The sequence below is a fragment of the Ruegeria sp. AI2 genome (assembly GCF_056541275.1).
Genome location: NZ_JBQFYB010000006.1, coordinates 137,498 through 154,860, shown reverse-complemented (window position 1 = coordinate 154,860; position 17,363 = coordinate 137,498). Strand labels below are relative to the sequence as shown.

Below are 17,363 nucleotides of genomic sequence, written 5' to 3'. Positions count from 1 at the left end.
CAAAACCAGCCGATGTCAAAGCGGAGCTAATCTTCGGCACGTCTCCGACGAGAAGCACGTAAGCTTCATTCCAATATGCCGAGAACTGTCTATGCTCCTTTGCGAATGGCCCCTCGCCAAACAATGCAACTACCCAGACATAATCCACGAAAGCCCGTGCCCATGGCCTCGTTCGACCCCTCCCGACCCGATGGTACCAACCGCAGTCTTGAGATTGCCGTTTCCGCTGACGGCACACCCAGAATGAACCACACCTACACAATCGACGCGCGATGCGGCGTGGCGGTGCGCGTCGGCGCAGGTCAACAGCTAACCGTGATGAACCCCAGCGGCCATCAAGTCTGCGATTTCTGGATTTTTGCAGCAGATGATGTGGGTGAGTATTCTTCGATGGAGCATTTGCACACAGCCCTAGGCTCGATATTCCCCAAAGTAGGTGACAGTGTGACCTCCAACCTGCGTCGCCCCTTGATGACAATCACGGAAGACACATCCGATGGTGTGCATGACACGATAATCGCCTGCTGCGATCATGCCCGGTACCAGCAATTGGGCTGCACGGAATACCACGACAATTGCGCTGATAATCTGCGGATGGCGCTGATGGCCATTGGCCTCAAAGCGCCAGCTGTTCCCGCCCCTTTCAATCTTTGGATGAACGTCCCTGTGCAAGCCGACGGCAGCACAAGTTTCGTCGCACCCGTGTCAAAACCGGATGACCAAGTGACCTTCCGCGCCGATATGGACGTCATCGCCGTCATGTCCGCCTGCCCTCAAGACGTCACGCCAGTCAACGGCGTGGGTGTCGCGCCAGACATTCTGAAGTTCTACGTCGCGGACACCTGACGTATCCGACCAATTCAAAAGCAGTTGATTGATACCCTCGCCGAAGTTGCGCTGTCATTGTGTCAGGAGCTTACGGGGAAAGATCTCAGCTCCGATGGCGATCGTTAACCTTGAAGTGGCGACGTCTAGCGGTTGTTCGAGCAAGGTACAGGGTTGGAACTACGGGCTCCCCTCCGTCATTCGGTAGTGGAACAGATTTTTGGGGCCCGACGAACTCTGAATGTCCGCTCCCGCGGCTCGCGGCCGCAACGCAGCGATGGTTGTGCTGCAAGAGAAAACAAATGCTGCGTCAGCAACATGGCTAAACATCAATGTCGGCAAAGTCCGCGTTCCAGGCATAAGAGGAACCGTACCGATCGTCCGCTTTTTTGGATTACTATCTGATGGGGTTGCGCGCTATTCGATCAATTCGGAACTATTCGTCGTCCGACATTTCGTTACGAAACTCCCGGAAATCAAAGTTCTCATCTAGCTCACCAAGAGCCTCAACTTTCCTTTGTATCAGTTTTATGCGCTCACGAAGGCTCTGTTTGTCACTAAGACTGGCGAGGTGAAACTCTAGTGCGTCGCGAACGATAGCGTCGTCATCGAGAACGCCGGTCACTTCACGCAGTTGTTGGACCAAGTCGTGAATTCGGTTTGCAATCTTCTCTTCCATTACCAACGCCTTGTTAGAACTCATGCAGCAGTAGGCTTGAACGGTCTGGCGCCAACAACTCGTCTCCAATCGAGACCTTCAAAAAGCGCTTCAAACTGCGCTTTGCTCATGGTCATCATGCCGTTTCGAAGTCTTGGCCACACGAAGCCTTTGCTCTCGATGCGCTTATACGTCATCACGAGCCCGGTTCCGTCCCAAACAATGAGTTTGAGCCGATCTGCACGTTTGGAGCGAAAAATGAACACAGCACCACTAAAGGGGTCAAGGTCAAATTCGTTCAGCACGATAGACGCTAGACCATCCATACCTTTGCGAAAGTCCACAGGTTCGGTCGCTACGTAGAACTTAAAATTCCCGGACGGTGTAATCATACTTCGCCCTCAAATGCTCGGATCAGTGTCGCCAGTTTCCCAAGTGGGTAACTGGCGGGAAATAGGACCTCGCAGCTACCACGCTTGAAGACGATGTTTTCTGACGCGACTGGGACAGTTTGCTCACAAGAGCTGACTTTAATCTCAGCAAACGATGGTTTGGATTTGGGTTTTAACGTGGAATGCGGACCTGACGCCTTTTTCTCGGACGTTTTCTTCCACCTGGCTGCAGTCTCCTGCTTTACACCACAGGTCTTTGCAACTTCACCAACAGATAAACGGCCAGACTTCATTTGCTGACCCATTTCATCTTTAAACCTCCGGGTCCACAGACGACGTCCGTCTTTCCCAACGGGAATTGAGTAACCATAGGCGTGGAAGACTTTTTCGATTTTTTGGTCACTTGCCAGTTCACCTAAAGCTTGAGAATTCATGATGACTGTATCCTTTTTGAGGCATCATAGACTTATAGGTGTTGGCTGATGAGGTGCTATCTTGGGGGTCAGATGCAACGCTTACGATGAATGCGCAACAGAGGCTGAACGTGCACCTGGCGGTACGAAAACAGGACACGTCCATTCCGACAGACAGGATATGTCGTTCCCCCAAGCATGCTTTGGAAACGCTTGATCCATCGCAAAGTCCCCAATCCTGCCACGCACTAGACTGACCGTCGCATTCAACGATCTGGCAAAAGCTATGAAGAAGAGATCGCCCATCTTTTTTGCTCTGGTAGTCATCGTGGTTGCTGGCGCGGTTATTTACTCCGTCATCTCCCAAGACGGCGATCAATTGCCGAGTGGCTTCGTACAGGGTAATGGAAGGATTGAGGCAGAGCAGGTTGAGATTGCGCCAACGATCGCCGGGCGTGTTGCCAAAGTTCTGGCACCTGAAGGCGGCATGGTCGCCGCCGGTGATGTACTTGCCAGGATGGATATAGACGAACTGTCTGCAGCGCTGGACCGGGCAAAAGCTGAGGTAGCCTTGGCGCGCCAGACAAAAGCAGAAGCTGAAGCCTTGGTTCTGCAGCGCCAAAGTGAGCAACGTCGGGCGGCGCAGGAACTTGAACGTGCTACAGCGCTACTGACCGGGAACAATATCTCTAAGACAGTTTTTGAGGAACGTGAAACCATCCACCAAGTTGCGTCTGCTGTGTTGGGTGCCGCCAAAGCCCGAGTTGCAACCGCAGAAAGCCGGATTGCCGCTGCAGAAGCCGAGGTGCGCAGGATTGAGGCGCTAATCGAAGACAGTTCCTTGCTGGCACCAATGCCGGGTCGCGTTCTTTATCGATTGGCAGAGCCGGGCGAGGTCGTCGGAGCGGGTGAACCGATCCTGACCCTTCTCAGTCTCGAGAACGTGTATATGGAAGTTTTCCTTCCTGCGCGCGAAGCCGGGCTGTTGCCGATTGGAGCCGAAGCTCGCATCGTGCTTGATGCTTTACCCGAATACGCCACACCTGCATATGTCAGCTTTGTTTCTCCCGAAGCGCAATTCACGCCCAAACAAGTCGAGACTCTGGATGAACGCGAGCAACTGGTCTTTCGTGTCCGCGTTCGTATCCCCCAGGACCTGGTTGAAAGCCGGATTGAACACGTAAAAACGGGCCTGCGCGGCATTGCCGTGATACGGATCGATCCCACCAGCGCATGGCCCGAGGCGCTTGAACAGCCCATCCCGCAAGAGCTGTTCGAATGAATGCCACAGTCGCCTCGTCAGAGTTTCGAATTGCCGGTGTCACACACAGGTATCGAAAACACATCGCGTTGAACTCTGTAACCTTGGACCTTCCAACCGGACAGCTTGTCGGCTTCATTGGCCCAGACGGGGTGGGCAAGTCCACATTGCTTGGGTTGATCACCGGTGCAAAAAAGCTTCAATCCGGATCAATCGACGTTCTGGGCGGTGCGATTGATGAGCCCACTCATCGTAGACGCATATGCCCTGCGATCGCATTCATGCCGCAAGGTTTGGGTCGGAATCTCTATTCAGAACTGTCGGTCCGCGAAAATTTGGAGTTCTTCTCGGGCCTTTTCGGACAGGGGCACGACGAGCGTGACGCCCGGATCACCGCATTGCTGACAGCGACCGCGCTTGCACCATTTGAGGATCGCCTGATGGGCAGGCTTTCTGGTGGAATGAAACAGAAGCTTGGCCTGTGTTGTGCGTTGATTCATGACCCCAAACTCCTGGTTCTGGATGAGCCAACAACCGGGGTTGATCCGTTGTCGCGTCGACAGTTTTGGGCATTGATCGACGCTATCCGAACGGAAAACCCCAAGCTCTCTGTCCTTGTGTCTACAGCCTATATGGAGGAGGCCGAAGGCTTTGACTGGATCGTCGCGATGGACGCAGGTCGCGTCATCTTTCAGGGTAAACCCGCGGAATTGAAGCGTGCCGACAAGGACTTCGAAACTGCGTACCGACGCTTGCGGGCAGACGAGGCATTTGGTTCAGCGCCGGGTCAATCAACCGTTCGACAGATCAAGACGGATCCCGTGATTACTGCACGCGGGCTGACACGGCGCTTTGGCGATTTCACCGCCGTGAACAACGTTGATTTCTCGATCAATCGCGGAGAGATTTTCGGGTTTCTGGGATCAAACGGATGCGGAAAATCCACGACGATGAAAATGCTGACCGGTTTGTTGCCTGCAAGCTCAGGCGAGGCATTGTTATTCGGCAAACCCGTTGACGCCAGGGATCGAAAGGTGCGCCGCGAGATTGGGTACATGAGCCAGGCGTTTTCATTGTACGGTGAATTGTCAGTGTACCAGAACCTTCAGTTGCATGCCCGGATTTTCGCAATCCCTGACCGCGACGCGCGCATTTCGGAACTGACGGAACGATTCGGACTCGGCGCTCATCGTGACACTCTTGCGGCCGCCCTGCCCCTTGGGATCAAACAGCGCCTATCGCTGGCGGTTGCGATCATCCATCGCCCGCGTGTGCTGATACTGGATGAGCCGACATCCGGAGTGGACCCAGAGGCGCGAGATACGTTTTGGGCCTTGCTCGTCGAGTTGTCCCGACAAGACGCGGTAACGATCTTTGTCTCCACCCATTTCATGGCAGAAGCAGAACGATGTGACCGTGTTTCGTTTATGCACGCAGGCCAGGTCTTGGCAGAAGGCACACCAGCCGAATTGATCGCCGCTGAAAGCGCCGACAGCCTTGAGGCTGCGTTCATCTCAATTCTGGAGGCGGCAGAAAGACCGGCGCCGGTTGAAGCACCGAGAGTTGATTTGGCCACCAATTCCAAACACGTCGGTGGCAGTGTCGGGCGCGCACTGGCCTATACGCGACGCGAGGCCGTCGAGATGGCGCGCGACCCTGTGCGCCTTGCCTTTGCGTTTCTTGGGTCAGCCATTTTGATGTTGGTTTTCTGCTTTGGCATCACGCTTGACATTGATGAACTGGACTTTGCCGTTCTAGACCTTTCTCAGGGTCCTGAGAGCCGTGCCTATGCAACTGAGTTCGCGGGGTCGTCCTATTTCAAACCCACGCCGCCATTGGAAAGCGCTATGGAAGGCCACAACCGGCTCCAGGCAGGAGACGTTTCACTGGTCTTAGAGTTGCCACCGAACTTCGGTCGTAAGCTGCGCACAGGCGAGCCGACACAAGTCCTCGCGACAGTCGATGGTGCCATTCCGTTTAAAGGCGAGACCGTTGAAGGATATGTCGCGGGACTGCATCAGTCCTTTCTGGACGAACACGCCCGAAACACTGGGCAACGGGACTTCGAAATTGCCCGGATAGAACCGCGATTTCGCTACAATCAGAGTTTTGAAAGCATTGCAGCAATGGCCCCGGCCATGCCGGCGATTTTGCTTATCATGTTGCCGGCCGTCTTGACGGCGGTCAGTGTCGCGCGTGAGCGTGAGCTGGGATCTGTGGTGAATTTCTACGTAACACCGACAACCCGGCTCGAATTCCTGATTGGTAAGCAAATTCCCTATATTGCAATTGCTTTTGCAAACTTTCTGTTGCTGGCAGCGATGACCATTTTCGTCTTCGGTGTGCCGCTCAAAGGCGATCCCATTCCGCTAGCGGTTGGTGCGTTTTTGTATATCTGGGCAACGACGTCCTATGGATTGCTGATTGCCACAATGACATCCAGCCAGGTGGCAGCGACATTTGCGACAGCCATCGCCTCGGTTGTGCCGACCATCCAGTTCTCGGGCCTGTTGCAGCCCGTTTCCACTTTGGAAGGGGGGGCTCAGTTCATCGGCTCGCTCTGGCCATCTTCCTATTTTCTGCACCTGAACGTCGGCGCGTTCACCAAGGGCTTAGGGTGGGAATCACTTGCCCCGGACATTCTTGCGCTTGCCTGTTTCGGTCCAGTGCTGACACTCGCCGCCGCCCTTTGCCTGCGCGCGCAGGAGAAGTGAATGCAGCGCCTTTTTTGCATATTCTGGCTGGGATTGAAGGAAATGATGAGCCTGCGCCGCGATTGGGTGATGATGGCCTTGCTGGTCTGGTCATTCACGCTGGCTCCGATCATGGAAGCAACAGGCGTTGCAAGCTCGGTGAATAACGCCTCAATCGCATTTTCAGATGAGGATAACTCTCCATTATCGCGCACCCTTGCCACTGCGTTTTTCCCACCGGAGTTTCAACCGGTCGTGCAAATTGAACCGGGGACCGGCCCAGCGCACATGGATGCCGGGCGGTTTATCTTCATCGTTGCCATTCCTCCAGGTTTTGAAAAAGACCTGCGTGCCAGAAGCACACCAGAGATACAGGTTCTGATAGACGCCACGGCTATGGAGCAGGCAGGTATCGGCGCCAATTACATCACCAGTATATTGAGCGCTGAAATCCATCGCTTTGCAGTTGGTGTTGACCTCGTAGATCCTCCCGCAATCAATGTCATTCTGAGAAGTGCCTTCAACCCAAACAGAGATACGGTGCGTTTTGCGGGCATCGTTGCGCTGATCGGTCAGATCATGTGGCTCACGACCATCCTGACCGGCGCTGCCATGATCCGGGAGAGAGAGCATGGAACAATTGAGCATCTGCTCGCCATGCCGCTAACTCCGCTCGACATTGCGATGGCCAAAATCTGGGCCAATGCGGCCGTTGTTCTGATCGCCGCGGGGATATCGCTGACTTTTGTCATGCAGGGTTCGTTGGACATTCGTATTGCCGGATCAAAGATACTGTTCCTATTTGGAACCGCACTTTTTCTGTTTACAGCCACGGCGCTTGGGGTATTTCTGGCGACGATCGCGCGCTCAATGGCGCAATTTGCGCTTCTGGTCATGCTGATTGTCCTGCCAATGCTGATGCTGTCCGGAGGAGAAACACCCGTCGAAGGGCAACCAGGCTGGTTGCAAGCCGGAACGCTGTTTCTGCCATCGCGCCACTATATGTCAGCCAGCCAAGCAATTGTTTTCAAAGGTGCTGGAATCGAAACGGTCTGGCCGGAATTCGTTTGGATGGCTGTGTTGGGTCTGGCCCTGTTGATGACAAGTCTGGTTATGTTCAGACGGTCAGTCGCCCAGATGAGTTGATATCAACCGACCGTGTATGTTGTGGACGGGCGTATTGTGAAACGACGGCGCGAATTACCCAGTGAATTTGATCTCGGTTAATGTGAGTGCACCTTTGGGTGTGGTAAAATTAATCACCGTCTTCTTTTCCAGGGAGAGTTCAAATGCCCACAAAATCAGCCGAAATCGAGACACAGGAAGCCCTTACCGACGTGTTGAAATCCATGCAGGGCATGATGTCCATGAACTCCGTGGTGACGCCGCAGATCGAGCAGTTTTGGAAAGCGCAGGACCACCTGCTGAGCGAGGCGGAGGAATACTCCCGCCTCTGGTTCAAGCGCCGCCATGAGGCTGCACGCACCGCGCTGCAAACTGCCCGGGAAGCTACGTTTGGCGAAAACCCAGATCCAAGCAAAACGATGCAAGCCGTCGCCGAATGGCAACGCCATTCCATGGAACGAATGGTGGAAGACGCACGTGAATGGTTCGAAATGGTGTCGCGCTGCGCAAAATACATAAGCGAAACAGAAGCAGACATCATCGGCGAAAACATGGAAGCTGCCTCCAAGGTCGCAGGCAAAGCCAAAAGCTGAGACCGACTAAACCCGTTTGACGCAGCCTTTCTTCGACGGGCGCGGTGCACTGTAACCCTCCACGTGTCGCTGGCCAAACCGAGTGGCCACGATTGCGGAAGCGCTCTGACAGTTTTTCGTGTGTACCCAAACATGATTGAACATGCAAAGTTGGGATCAAGCGTTCGAGTTTGACGAAGATAAGTGCCCGGTGTTTTGGGCAATCTTTCGCCCCCCTTTCAGTTCCCACTTATCCCGCGCTGGGGTCTGGGAAAATTTGGGTCAACGGGACAAACATGCGATAATCTGGTCCGTTTCCGGTCTCCTGCGGGTTCGTTGTGGCATTTGGATAACCAGAGATCGGTCGGTTGGGAACAATTTGGTGTGCGCAACTGTCAGCTCGCCTGTGGCCAAGGCGTCTTCGATCAGGCACAGGTGCCCCATCAGTATACCTGCGCCCGCCTTCGCTTCCTCTACGGCCAGACTGTAGAGGGAGAATTGAGCACCGCCCTTGGCACTATGCAGGTCATAGCCAGAGTGTTGGGCCCATTTGGTCCAATCTTCGTTCCACACCAGATCGTGCAGCAACGGTACGCCCAGAAAACCGTTTGCGCGGCAAACTTGGTCCTTAAGCGCCGGGGCGCAAACCGGCACGATCTCGTCCGGGCATACGACCACCTGATTGGCCGTGTCGTCCGGTGGAGCGAAGAAGATTGACAGGTCGAACAGTTCGCGCCCCAGGCTCGGCGGCGCTTCCAGCGCAGTGACGGAAAAACTGATGTCAGGAAATTGAGATCGGATCTGGCGCAGCCTTTTGGGAAGCCAGAGCTGAGCAATGGCCGGTAAAGCAGCGATTTGAAAATCTGCATTGGGTTTAAGGTTGCGCAGCGCACGGGCCGCGTCGGCCAATTGGTCAAAAGCCCTGGTGAATTCAGCGACAAGCGACTGCCCCTCGGACGTGAGTTCTACGCCTTGCGCGTTGCGCCGGAAAAGTGCTGCACCGGCCCAGCCTTCCAGCGTTTTGACGTGTTGCGAGATTGCACCCGGTGTGACGTTCAACTCTTCAGCCGCGGCGACAAAGCTGACGTTGCGCGCCGCCGCCTCAAAAGCGCGCATTGCGTTCAGTGGGGGCCCTTTGGGACGCTTTGGGGAAACGCTCATCACCATAGCCTAAGTTTTTCTACGCCAAGAAATAACAAATCTGCTTTGCGAAGTCACGCAGCAGCAGTCACAGTGGACGAAACAGGAGGATGTCAGATGACACTTGCACATAGAGACTGGGTGCCCACCGCAAGCGAAACATTGGTTCAGAATATCGCGACAAAGACAGCATCGGCATCGTCTGGCGACCTATTGGACCGGATCGTGCATCTGGCAGAGGAAAACCGCCGTATTCACGAGGAAGAGTGTTTCAACCTCAACCCCGCGACCAATGTCATGAACCCCAAGGCCGAGGCGCTTTTGTCGTCGGGCATCGGGTCGCGGCCTTCGCTGGGCTATCCCGGTGACAAATATGAAATGGGGCTGGAAGCAATCGAAGCAATCGAAGTCATCGCGGCCGAGCTTTGTGCAGAGGTCTTTGATGCCCGATTTGCAGAGGTTCGTGTGCCGTCGGGCGCAATTGCAAATCTTTATGGCTTCATGGCGACCTGTAAGCCGGGGGATACAATCATTGCGCCACCCGCAAAGATCGGCGGCCATGTGACCCATCATACTGCGGGCTGTGCAGGGCTGTTCGGGCTGCGCACGATCGAGGCACCGGTTAACACAAATGGCTACACAGTCGATCTGGACCAACTGCGCGACCTGGCGCGGGCCGAGCGCCCCGAGCTGATCACGATCGGCGGAAGTCTGAACCTTTTTGAACACCCTGTTGCCGAGGTGCGGGCCATTGCGGACGAAGTTGGAGCGAAAGTCATGTTCGATGCCGCGCATCAGTGCGGGATAATCGCGGGGCGTGCATGGTCGAACCCGTTGAATGAGGGCGCGCATTTCATGACCATGAGCACTTATAAAAGCCTTGGTGGACCAGCAGGTGGATTGATCGTGTCGAATGATGTCGACATTGCCAAATCATTGGATGCAATTGCTTTTCCCGGGATGACGGCCAATTTCGATGCCGCCAAAACGGCCGCGCTTGCGGTTACCATGCTGGATTGGAAAGACTTTGGTCAGGCGTACGCGAACGAGATGATCGCACTGTCAAAAGCACTGGCCGCAGCGTTGGATGCGCAGGGTGTTCGCGTCTTTGAGGGTGCGGAAGGCTTCACCAATTCGCATCAATTCGCGGTTCTGGCAGAGCCCTATGGCGGAGGGCAGGCGGCATCGAAGAAGCTTCGCGAAAGCGGGTTTCTTGCGTGCGGCATCGGTTTACCTGTCAAGCCGGTTGAAGGGGACTTGAATGGGTTGCGGATTGGCACTCCTGAATTGGTTCGCTGGGGCATGACCTCTCGAGATGCTGATCGTCTCGCCGATTTGATCACGCGAGGACTGGACGACGCGCCTGTCGCTTCGGAAGTCTCTGCCTGGCGCAGTGAATTCGACACGCTGCATTTCGTGAACTAGGCGCAAGCGGCCACCACATCCGCCCGGTCTGGTGGCTGCTCTTAACTGTTTTCCTGAATTATCGCGTCAATCCTGGCCAATGTAGCAGTGTTGACGGCGACACCTTTTTGACCTGCGGCAAGGCGACATGCACGGCGCCCATCTCCGGGCAGGTGCGCGCCGTCCTGATCTCTGATCGACGCGACCAGATCCGATATTGCGGTTGAAAAAAGCCCATTTGACGAAACCACTGGGTCAATAGCGATGAAGAACTGCCCGGTTTTCGGTGGACCCCCGACTGTCCCTGAGAACGGAGAGGCATGCAGCCCAAGAGTAGATCCTGTCAAAGCGGCCGCCATGATTTCAGTCAGCAAAGCGATACCCACACCTTTGTACCCGCCGGATGGGGCCATGCTTCCTTTCAGACCGACATTCGGGTCTGTTGTCGGGTTTCCGTCCGGGTCCAGTGCCCAGCCGACCGGGATGGCCTTGCCTTCTCTGGCGTGTTTCATCACTTCGCTTTTGGCGATGGTGCTGGCGCTCTGATCAATCAGCAAGGCGGGTTGCCCGTCTGGACCCGGTACCGCAACAGAGAACGGGTTGGTGCCGACAACGGGCTTCGATCCACCCGAAGGTGCAATGGATGCAGGTGCATTGGTGAATCCAAGACCAACCAGACCCGCCTGCGCCAGTCGATACGTGTGATAACCCAACACACCGCAATTGTAGCTGTTGGTGATCGCAAGGGCCGCGATGCCCTGTTCACGAGCCGCCGGGATCAATGCATCAAAGCCCATTTCAATGGCTGCATGTGCGAACCCGGTCGCAGCGTCTACGCGGATAAGGCCGGGGCGCGGGGTTTCCAGCGTCGGTACTGCCTGACCGTCGACTTTACCGCATTGTACGTGTTCACAGTAGATCGGGATATAAGCCAGACCATGACTGGCCACCCCATCCGCTTCGGTTGCCGCAGTGGCCACGGCCAGAGGGCGCGCGTTTTCTTCACTTGTGCCAGCGGCAACCAACGCGGTGAAGGACAGCTTTTCGATTTCGGCAAGCGACAGGGTTTGGGTTTCGGTCATCTGATGATCCTTCAGTCATTGTCCGACAGGCCGGAACCAGCGCCAAGCAGTCGGGATTCTTCAGTTGCAGGGGCATATGTACGGTGCGCCATGGAGTTGAGGATCTGCCACGCCTCTGCATTTGGGGCGGCACGGCTTAGCAGGGGGCGACCGTTTTGAATGTGGCCGCCCTCAGCAATCTCAACATGATCAGCGCGGTCCAAATTGCTGTCTGCACAGCTTAGATGAACACCATCAGTTGTCGCAGAATACCCGTCGAAGGCCACTTCTACTGTCGTTCCCAGCTTTTTGGCCCCCGCAGCGACAAAGGGCAGCAACAGTAGCGGTGCTGCGAGATTTGAAATCGCAATGGTGCCTTGGGACAGGACGGTCGGGGAATCCGATATCACAGCTCCGGTCATCAGGGGGCACAGGTCTTGTTCGCCAACCCATACTCCGTTCTGAAGCACAGGAATGTGGCGTTCCAGACAGGGCGCATATTCACGTTTGAGCAGTTGGGCCAGAATAGCGGGCCCGTCGAACCCTTGCGCGCTTAGCCAACGGGTGGCCTTCGCAGCCTCTTCCGCCACGCCCCAGGCATATCCGGCCCCGCGGGTTGCGCGTTTGGCGGTTGCTTCGACTTCGTTCAATGAAAAAGTCATTGTGCAACCTCCGGATAAACCCACAAATCTGCGTTCACGGTATTTAGCTCATCAGGGTAGGGGGCGCCGGCATACATGCAGATGCGGACCCAGCGATCTGAACGAGGGTCGAAATGCGTCGCGCCAAAGAATGACAGCTTTGCGCGCAACATATCGATGGGCATCACTTTCGCGCCGATTGTGTTGTCATGGATCTCACCATATGGCGCGATACGGCTGATTTGGGCGCGGCGCACGGTGTGGCGGTGCTCGGGGTGGCGCAAAAGAAACTCTGCTATCGGCGCATCATCCGGCCAGTCTTGCAGAGCCCTGAATGCCATCGCCGCATCACGCGCGGGCGCGAGCGGTTGTTCATAGTCCGCAATTGGTTCTTCAAACCGTTCACCCAGTCGGGGTTCAAGTTTCTCTTCGGAAACGTACCAGGCGCGCGCGCAGTTTTTCGGATCACTCCAATCAAGATCCAGCGCCCACTCAAAACTGTTCCGGATCAAGGTACGCACCCCTGACACCGGCATTGTTCCATCAATAACCTGTGCAGCCGTGTTTGTGTCCGCCATGCAGCTGGACAGCCCATCCACGACATCTCCGTAAGGCTCAAGGATCAGCGAGGCCAGCAACTCCTGGCCTTCTTCGCTGAGCGCGGTTTCCGACCATCGGATCATGCGATCCCACGGATGGTCTCGTGTCAGGTCGTCTGTAGCCAGAAATACGTCGATCGAATTCAGGTCGTCCTTTAGCGCAGCGAGTTTTTCCACCTGTATCGGATGTTCGGATTGCCACCACGCGATTGACTGTTTGCTGCGCGCGAATACGTCGCGAAAGACGCGCGCGTCTTTTTCGGTCGCTGTCTTAATTGACCGCACGCGCGAGATGGCCTCTTCCCGCGCCATGATCCAGTTGTTGAACAGAACGGGATGGTTCACGATGAACGGCGCCATTCCCAGTCCCGTGGAATTTCCGATGCCCAGCCAGCGTGCGATTTCAGGATCAAGCTCGGCGGTTTGATCCCCACCTTTGGTCTGCGCCATATATTGCACCAGATCGCGTACAAAAACCCGGGTCAGGTACACCGACATCATTTCGATCTGGAAGGGACCGCTGACCTCATCCCGGTCCGCCGTTTTCTCACGATCCGCAGCGCCGAATTTGCCCGACCCGTAAACAGCCGTGGTCCTCATCAGATAGCCGACCTGATAAATCTGTTCCAGGTCCGGTTGTTGGCCCGCAGCCAGACGATCCACCACATGAGCCCAGAGTCGCACGGAACGGTTGGCGCGTGACAGTGACAATTCGGTTTCGCTGACACGCCCTGCCTCTTGCAGCGGTACGTTCCGCGACAGCCGATCAATGTCTTCTGGCGTCGGGATACCATCGAACAGCGCAAAGGTGGCGTCCCAGGCTTCGGCAATAACCCGGTCTGACCGTTGATCGGCAGGCAGGTCATGGGCAAATGCAACCAGCGAATAGGCGCGATCGGGGCCTTGTGCGGTATAGACCGCATGGCCGACACCTTTGTCGTCAATTTCGAACGCAGGTCGCGAAAAGCTCCAGTTTTCATCGGCCATGCGGCGTGTCAGTTGCCGCATAAAGCTGAGCCGGCATTGATGCAATGATCCCAGCCGTGACAGCCGCATGACCGTAGCGGGGTCACGTCTGGCGATCTCTGTCTGCGCGTGTGGTTCCATTTGGCTACCTTTGTGGGACGAAGTTCTCGGCAAAGAACCGATACCAGTTCCTGCCCATGATCCCGGCCACTTCGTCATCGTTCAGGCCGGTCGCGCGTAACCCTTGTTCGATGTTTCCAAAGTCTCGGTTGTCCTGAAACCAGCCCGGCATTGGTGGAAACCCTGGAGCCGAGGCCGAGCCTTCGCCATAGTCGATTTCTTTTGTCCACCGCCCTACACGCATCCATTCAACGATACTGTCAGGCTGATCCTGGCACAGGTCAGTGCCGATCCCCAGATGTTCGGCCCCGTATTTGTCCGCAGTGCGGGCGATCATCTCGCAAAAGCTTCCCAGCGTGCAGTCAGACTTGTCCTTCAGGTGGTGAGGGTAGACCGAAAAACCTAGAATCCCACCGTTTTCCGTCACGGCGCGGATGACATCATCTCGCTTGTTGCGCAAGGCCGGGGACCATTCGTGCGGATTGGCATGCGTGATTGCGATGGGCCTGTCTGAGAGTTCAGCCGCCTCGATTGTTGACCGGTCAGCCGAATGGCTCATGTCCACCACAAGGCCCACGCGGTTCATCTCTTTGATCACCTGTTTGCCCATTCGGGTGATGCCGGTGTCTTCGGCCTCATAACAACCGGTCGCCAGCAGGGATTGGTTGTTATAGGTCAGTTGCATGAACCGCGCGCCCAGATCGTGCAGGATTTCAACCAGCCCGATGTCGTCTTCGATGGGCGACGGGTTCTGAAACCCGAAAAACACGGCGGTCCGGCCTGTTTCACGGGCTGTGTCGATATCACTGGCCCACCGGCCTTTCATGATCAGATCCGGATATTGCTCGAACCAACGGTTCCATTTCTCGAAATTCAGAACCGTTTCGCGGAAATTCTCATGATAGGAGATGGTGACGTGGATCGCGTCCACGCGCCCTTCGCGCAATTGCCGAAAGATCTTTTCCGACCAATTGGCGTATTGCAGCCCATCGATCCGCATCAGACCGGGCCTGCGCTGATATAGGCGGTTTTGACCGTCGTATAGAATTCAGCCGCTGCCTTACCCTGTTCGCGTGGACCATACGAGCTGTCGCCCCGGCCACCGAAAGGCACGTGGTAATCGGTGCCAGCGGTGGGCAGGTTGACCGTCACCACGCCTGTGCGCGCGTTGCGGCGGAAATGGGTGGCGCGGGCCAGCGATTTGGTCACGATGCCCGAGGTCAGGCCGAAATTGGTGTCGTTGACCACACTCAGCGCCTCGTCATAGCTGCCGACCTTGATGACGGATGTCAGGGGCGCAAACATTTCTTCGCGGTTGATGCGCATGTCGTTGGTGGTGTTCAGGAACACGCCCGGCGACATGTAGAACCCGTCATGAGGCATCTCCAGGCGCTGACCGCCACAGGCCAGCTCGGCCCCTTCGGACTTGCCCAGATCGACATAGGCGAGGTTTTCATTCAACTGCTGCTGGCTGACAACGGGACCCATCTGCACGCCTGCTTCCAGTGCGTGACCCACTTTCATTGCCTGCGCACCGGCAACCAGTTTCTCGACAAAGGCATCGTGGATGCCCGCGTGAACCACCAGCCGCGACGAGGCGGTGCATTTCTGACCGGTCCCGCCAAAGGCCCCGCCCAGTGCCAGCGTCACTGCCAGATCCAGATCGGCGTCGTCCATCACCGCCAGCGCGTTTTTGGATCCCATTTCCATCTGAACCTTGGACAGGTTCTGGATTGCTGCGGCGGCGATGCCTTTGCCCACGGGCACCGATCCGGTGAAGGAAATCGCATTGACCTTGGGGCTTTCCACCAGACGTTGCCCGACCGAACGGCCCGAGCCCATCACAAGGCTGAACAGACCTTTCGGAATATCCTGCCGTTCGATGATTTCAGTCAGGGCCACAGCCGAGGCGGGGGTGATGTTGGCAGGTTTCCACACAACCGCGTTGCCATAGCACAGCGCCGGGGCAATCTTCCACGAGGCCGTTGCAGTGGGGAAGTTCCACGGGCTGATGATTGCGACAACGCCAACAGCTTCGCGGCGCACATCCACCTCGATATCGGGGCGTACGGAATCGGCGTTCTCACCGATCTGGCGCAGGCACTCGGCGGCGTAATATGTGAAGAACTGACCGGCCCGGTAAACCTCACCCTTGCCTTCGGCCAGCGGCTTGCCTTCTTCGCGGCTCAGCAATGTACCCAGCTCTTCGGCGCGGGCCATCAACTCGTTGCCGATGGCGTTCAGGACGGCCTGTTTCCGCTCCAGCCCGTAGGCAGCCCATTCGGCCTGCGCGACGCGCGCCTGATCCAGCGTCGCATCAAGCTGATCGGCGCTGGCCTGTGTGAACATGCCAACCAGATCGCTTAGATCCGAAGGATTGCGGTTTTCAATTTCGCTTTCGCCCGCCAGCCATTCGCCGGCAATCAGGTTCAGTTTGGTCACGTCAGGCCCCAAATTCGCAAATTTCGATTTGGGTCAGGATGGAACTTTCGGCTAACATCAGTCAAACTCAAATAACTTTAGGAAACTTCAGAAAGTTTGAAGTATGGCGATGAAAGTCGAGATGCTGCGGTGTTTTTGTACCGTGGCCCAAACCGGAAACCTTGCCGAGGCTGCCAGCCGTCTGGGTCGGACACAATCCGCCGTCTCAATGATGCTGAAGCAGTTTGAAGATCATCTGGGCAAGAAACTGTTTGAAGGTGAACGGAAAAATCACCTGTCGCCGCTGGGTCAGCAGGTTCTGGACCTTGCTCTCAAACAGGTGCGCGATTTTGATCAGACTGTTCAGAATATAGAAATGGCGGCGCAGGCGGAACATGGGTTGATCCGTATCGTATCCGTGCCGTCGGTGGGGGCCTTGGTCTTTCCCGCCTTGCTGGGACATATGACATCACGCTTTCCGGGGTTGAAGATCGAGTTGCGAGACGGGGATTCGCAACAGGTTCTGGACGCCGTCGCCGGGGACAAGGCGGATATCGGCATTGCATCTGGCCATCATCCCCTGAATGGGGTCAGTGCCGAGCCGCTTTTTCAGGATCGTTTTGGACTGGTTGCAGCATCCGATCATCCGCTTATGACACGGGCCAAACCGCCCGAAATCTGTGACCTGATGGCGGCACCCTTCGTGCGAAACGCCTTGTGCGACATTATTGAATCCTCCTCGTTCAAAAAGATTCTGGACCGGGCTGAGGTCACCATTCACAACACGCACTCGCTGATCACAACGGTCAGGGCAGGCGAGTGGATCACGGTCCTGCCGCAGACCGTCGCGCAATTCATCCCGGATGCGGTCGCCTTTCGCCCGATTTCAGATTTGCCAGACAAGCGAGAGGTATATCTTTACCGCCGGGAAAGAGCCCGCTTTCGCGAGATCACCCAGACGTGCTGTTCGTATGTCCTGACGAGCGGTTTTGGAAATGCTGGCTTGGTACAAGAACGAGTACCGGATTAACCCTGCTCAAAATCACAAATTAATTTGGTTCTAGCAGACTCG

16 protein-coding genes are annotated in these 17,363 nt (G+C 56.0%); 7 read left to right on the top strand and 9 right to left on the bottom strand.

Translation table 11 applies throughout. The annotated features are described in order from the left end of the window. Positions 1–123 precede the first annotated feature (123 nt). Positions 124–846: a DUF1989 domain-containing protein gene (locus ACR0LL_RS13120; protein WP_480587401.1), complete on the top strand. Its 723-nt coding sequence runs from the start codon at positions 124–126 to the stop codon at positions 844–846. A gap of 415 nt (positions 847–1,261) precedes the next feature. On the opposite strand, the gene ACR0LL_RS13115 is transcribed toward ACR0LL_RS13120, so the two are convergent. The 3 genes from ACR0LL_RS13115 to ACR0LL_RS13105 are packed head-to-tail and all read right to left on the bottom strand — an operon-like array spanning position 1,262 to position 2,309. Next, the gene (locus ACR0LL_RS13115; protein WP_480587398.1) at positions 1,262–1,504 is read right to left on the bottom strand and encodes a hypothetical protein; all 243 of its coding nucleotides are present in this window, start codon (positions 1,502–1,504) and stop codon (positions 1,262–1,264) included. A 20-nt stretch (positions 1,505–1,524) separates the two neighbouring features. Beyond that, on the bottom strand, positions 1,525–1,875 hold the full coding sequence (tnpB, locus tag ACR0LL_RS13110; protein ID WP_170779991.1) for an IS66 family insertion sequence element accessory protein TnpB: 351 nt from the start codon (positions 1,873–1,875) through the stop codon (positions 1,525–1,527). Then, positions 1,872–2,309: a hypothetical protein gene (locus ACR0LL_RS13105; RefSeq protein WP_480587395.1), complete on the bottom strand. Its 438-nt coding sequence runs from the start codon at positions 2,307–2,309 to the stop codon at positions 1,872–1,874. The genes tnpB and ACR0LL_RS13105 overlap by 4 nt, the downstream gene beginning before the upstream one ends. Positions 2,310–2,574: 265 nt before the next feature. Here ACR0LL_RS13105 and ACR0LL_RS13100 point away from each other — a divergent pair, with 265 nt between their 5' ends. From ACR0LL_RS13100 to ACR0LL_RS13085, 4 genes are all read left to right on the top strand, one after another. Continuing rightward, positions 2,575–3,570 carry an HlyD family secretion protein gene (locus ACR0LL_RS13100; protein WP_480587392.1) on the top strand — a complete coding sequence of 332 codons (996 nt, stop codon included), beginning with the start codon at positions 2,575–2,577 and terminating at the stop codon, positions 3,568–3,570. After that, complete coding sequence (gene rbbA / locus ACR0LL_RS13095) at positions 3,567–6,263, top strand: ribosome-associated ATPase/putative transporter RbbA (protein WP_480587389.1); 2,697 nt, start codon at positions 3,567–3,569, stop codon at positions 6,261–6,263. The genes ACR0LL_RS13100 and rbbA overlap by 4 nt, the downstream gene beginning before the upstream one ends. Next, positions 6,264–7,388: an ABC transporter permease gene (locus ACR0LL_RS13090; RefSeq protein WP_480587386.1), complete on the top strand. Its 1,125-nt coding sequence runs from the start codon at positions 6,264–6,266 to the stop codon at positions 7,386–7,388. Positions 7,389–7,531: 143 nt separating this feature from the next. Continuing rightward, positions 7,532–7,960: a phasin family protein gene (locus ACR0LL_RS13085; RefSeq protein WP_480587383.1), complete on the top strand. Its 429-nt coding sequence runs from the start codon at positions 7,532–7,534 to the stop codon at positions 7,958–7,960. Between the two features lie 261 nt (positions 7,961–8,221). On the opposite strand, the gene ACR0LL_RS13080 is transcribed toward ACR0LL_RS13085, so the two are convergent. Then, positions 8,222–9,100, bottom strand: a complete 879-nt coding sequence (locus ACR0LL_RS13080; protein WP_480587380.1) for a LysR family transcriptional regulator — start codon at positions 9,098–9,100, stop codon at positions 8,222–8,224. A gap of 96 nt (positions 9,101–9,196) precedes the next feature. Here ACR0LL_RS13080 and ACR0LL_RS13075 point away from each other — a divergent pair, with 96 nt between their 5' ends. Beyond that, the gene (locus ACR0LL_RS13075) at positions 9,197–10,504 is read left to right on the top strand and encodes an aminotransferase class I/II-fold pyridoxal phosphate-dependent enzyme (RefSeq protein WP_480587377.1); all 1,308 of its coding nucleotides are present in this window, start codon (positions 9,197–9,199) and stop codon (positions 10,502–10,504) included. A 41-nt stretch (positions 10,505–10,545) separates the two neighbouring features. Here ACR0LL_RS13075 and ACR0LL_RS13070 read toward each other — a convergent pair whose 3' ends face one another. The 5 genes from ACR0LL_RS13070 to ACR0LL_RS13050 are packed head-to-tail and all read right to left on the bottom strand — an operon-like array spanning position 10,546 to position 16,312. Next, positions 10,546–11,565, bottom strand: coding sequence for an Ldh family oxidoreductase (locus ACR0LL_RS13070; RefSeq protein WP_480587375.1), 1,020 nt, complete (start codon positions 11,563–11,565; stop codon positions 10,546–10,548). Between the two features lie 11 nt (positions 11,566–11,576). Next, positions 11,577–12,206 (bottom strand): DUF3726 domain-containing protein, encoded by a 630-nt coding sequence (locus ACR0LL_RS13065; RefSeq protein ID WP_480587372.1) that lies wholly within the window; start codon positions 12,204–12,206, stop codon positions 11,577–11,579. Beyond that, positions 12,203–13,891: a hypothetical protein gene (locus ACR0LL_RS13060; RefSeq protein ID WP_480587369.1), complete on the bottom strand. Its 1,689-nt coding sequence runs from the start codon at positions 13,889–13,891 to the stop codon at positions 12,203–12,205. Before ACR0LL_RS13060 ends, ACR0LL_RS13065 begins: the two co-directional genes overlap by 4 nt. A gap of 4 nt (positions 13,892–13,895) precedes the next feature. Beyond that, complete coding sequence (locus ACR0LL_RS13055) at positions 13,896–14,870, bottom strand: membrane dipeptidase (protein ID WP_480587366.1); 975 nt, start codon at positions 14,868–14,870, stop codon at positions 13,896–13,898. Further along, a complete protein-coding gene (locus ACR0LL_RS13050) occupies positions 14,870–16,312 on the bottom strand; it encodes an aldehyde dehydrogenase family protein (RefSeq protein ID WP_480587363.1) in 1,443 nt (480 codons plus the stop codon). Before ACR0LL_RS13050 ends, ACR0LL_RS13055 begins: the two co-directional genes overlap by 1 nt. Positions 16,313–16,415: 103 nt before the next feature. Between ACR0LL_RS13050 and ACR0LL_RS13045 the strand changes: the two genes are divergently transcribed. Beyond that, positions 16,416–17,321 carry a LysR family transcriptional regulator gene (locus ACR0LL_RS13045; protein WP_480587360.1) on the top strand — a complete coding sequence of 302 codons (906 nt, stop codon included), beginning with the start codon at positions 16,416–16,418 and terminating at the stop codon, positions 17,319–17,321. Positions 17,322–17,363 lie beyond the last annotated feature (42 nt).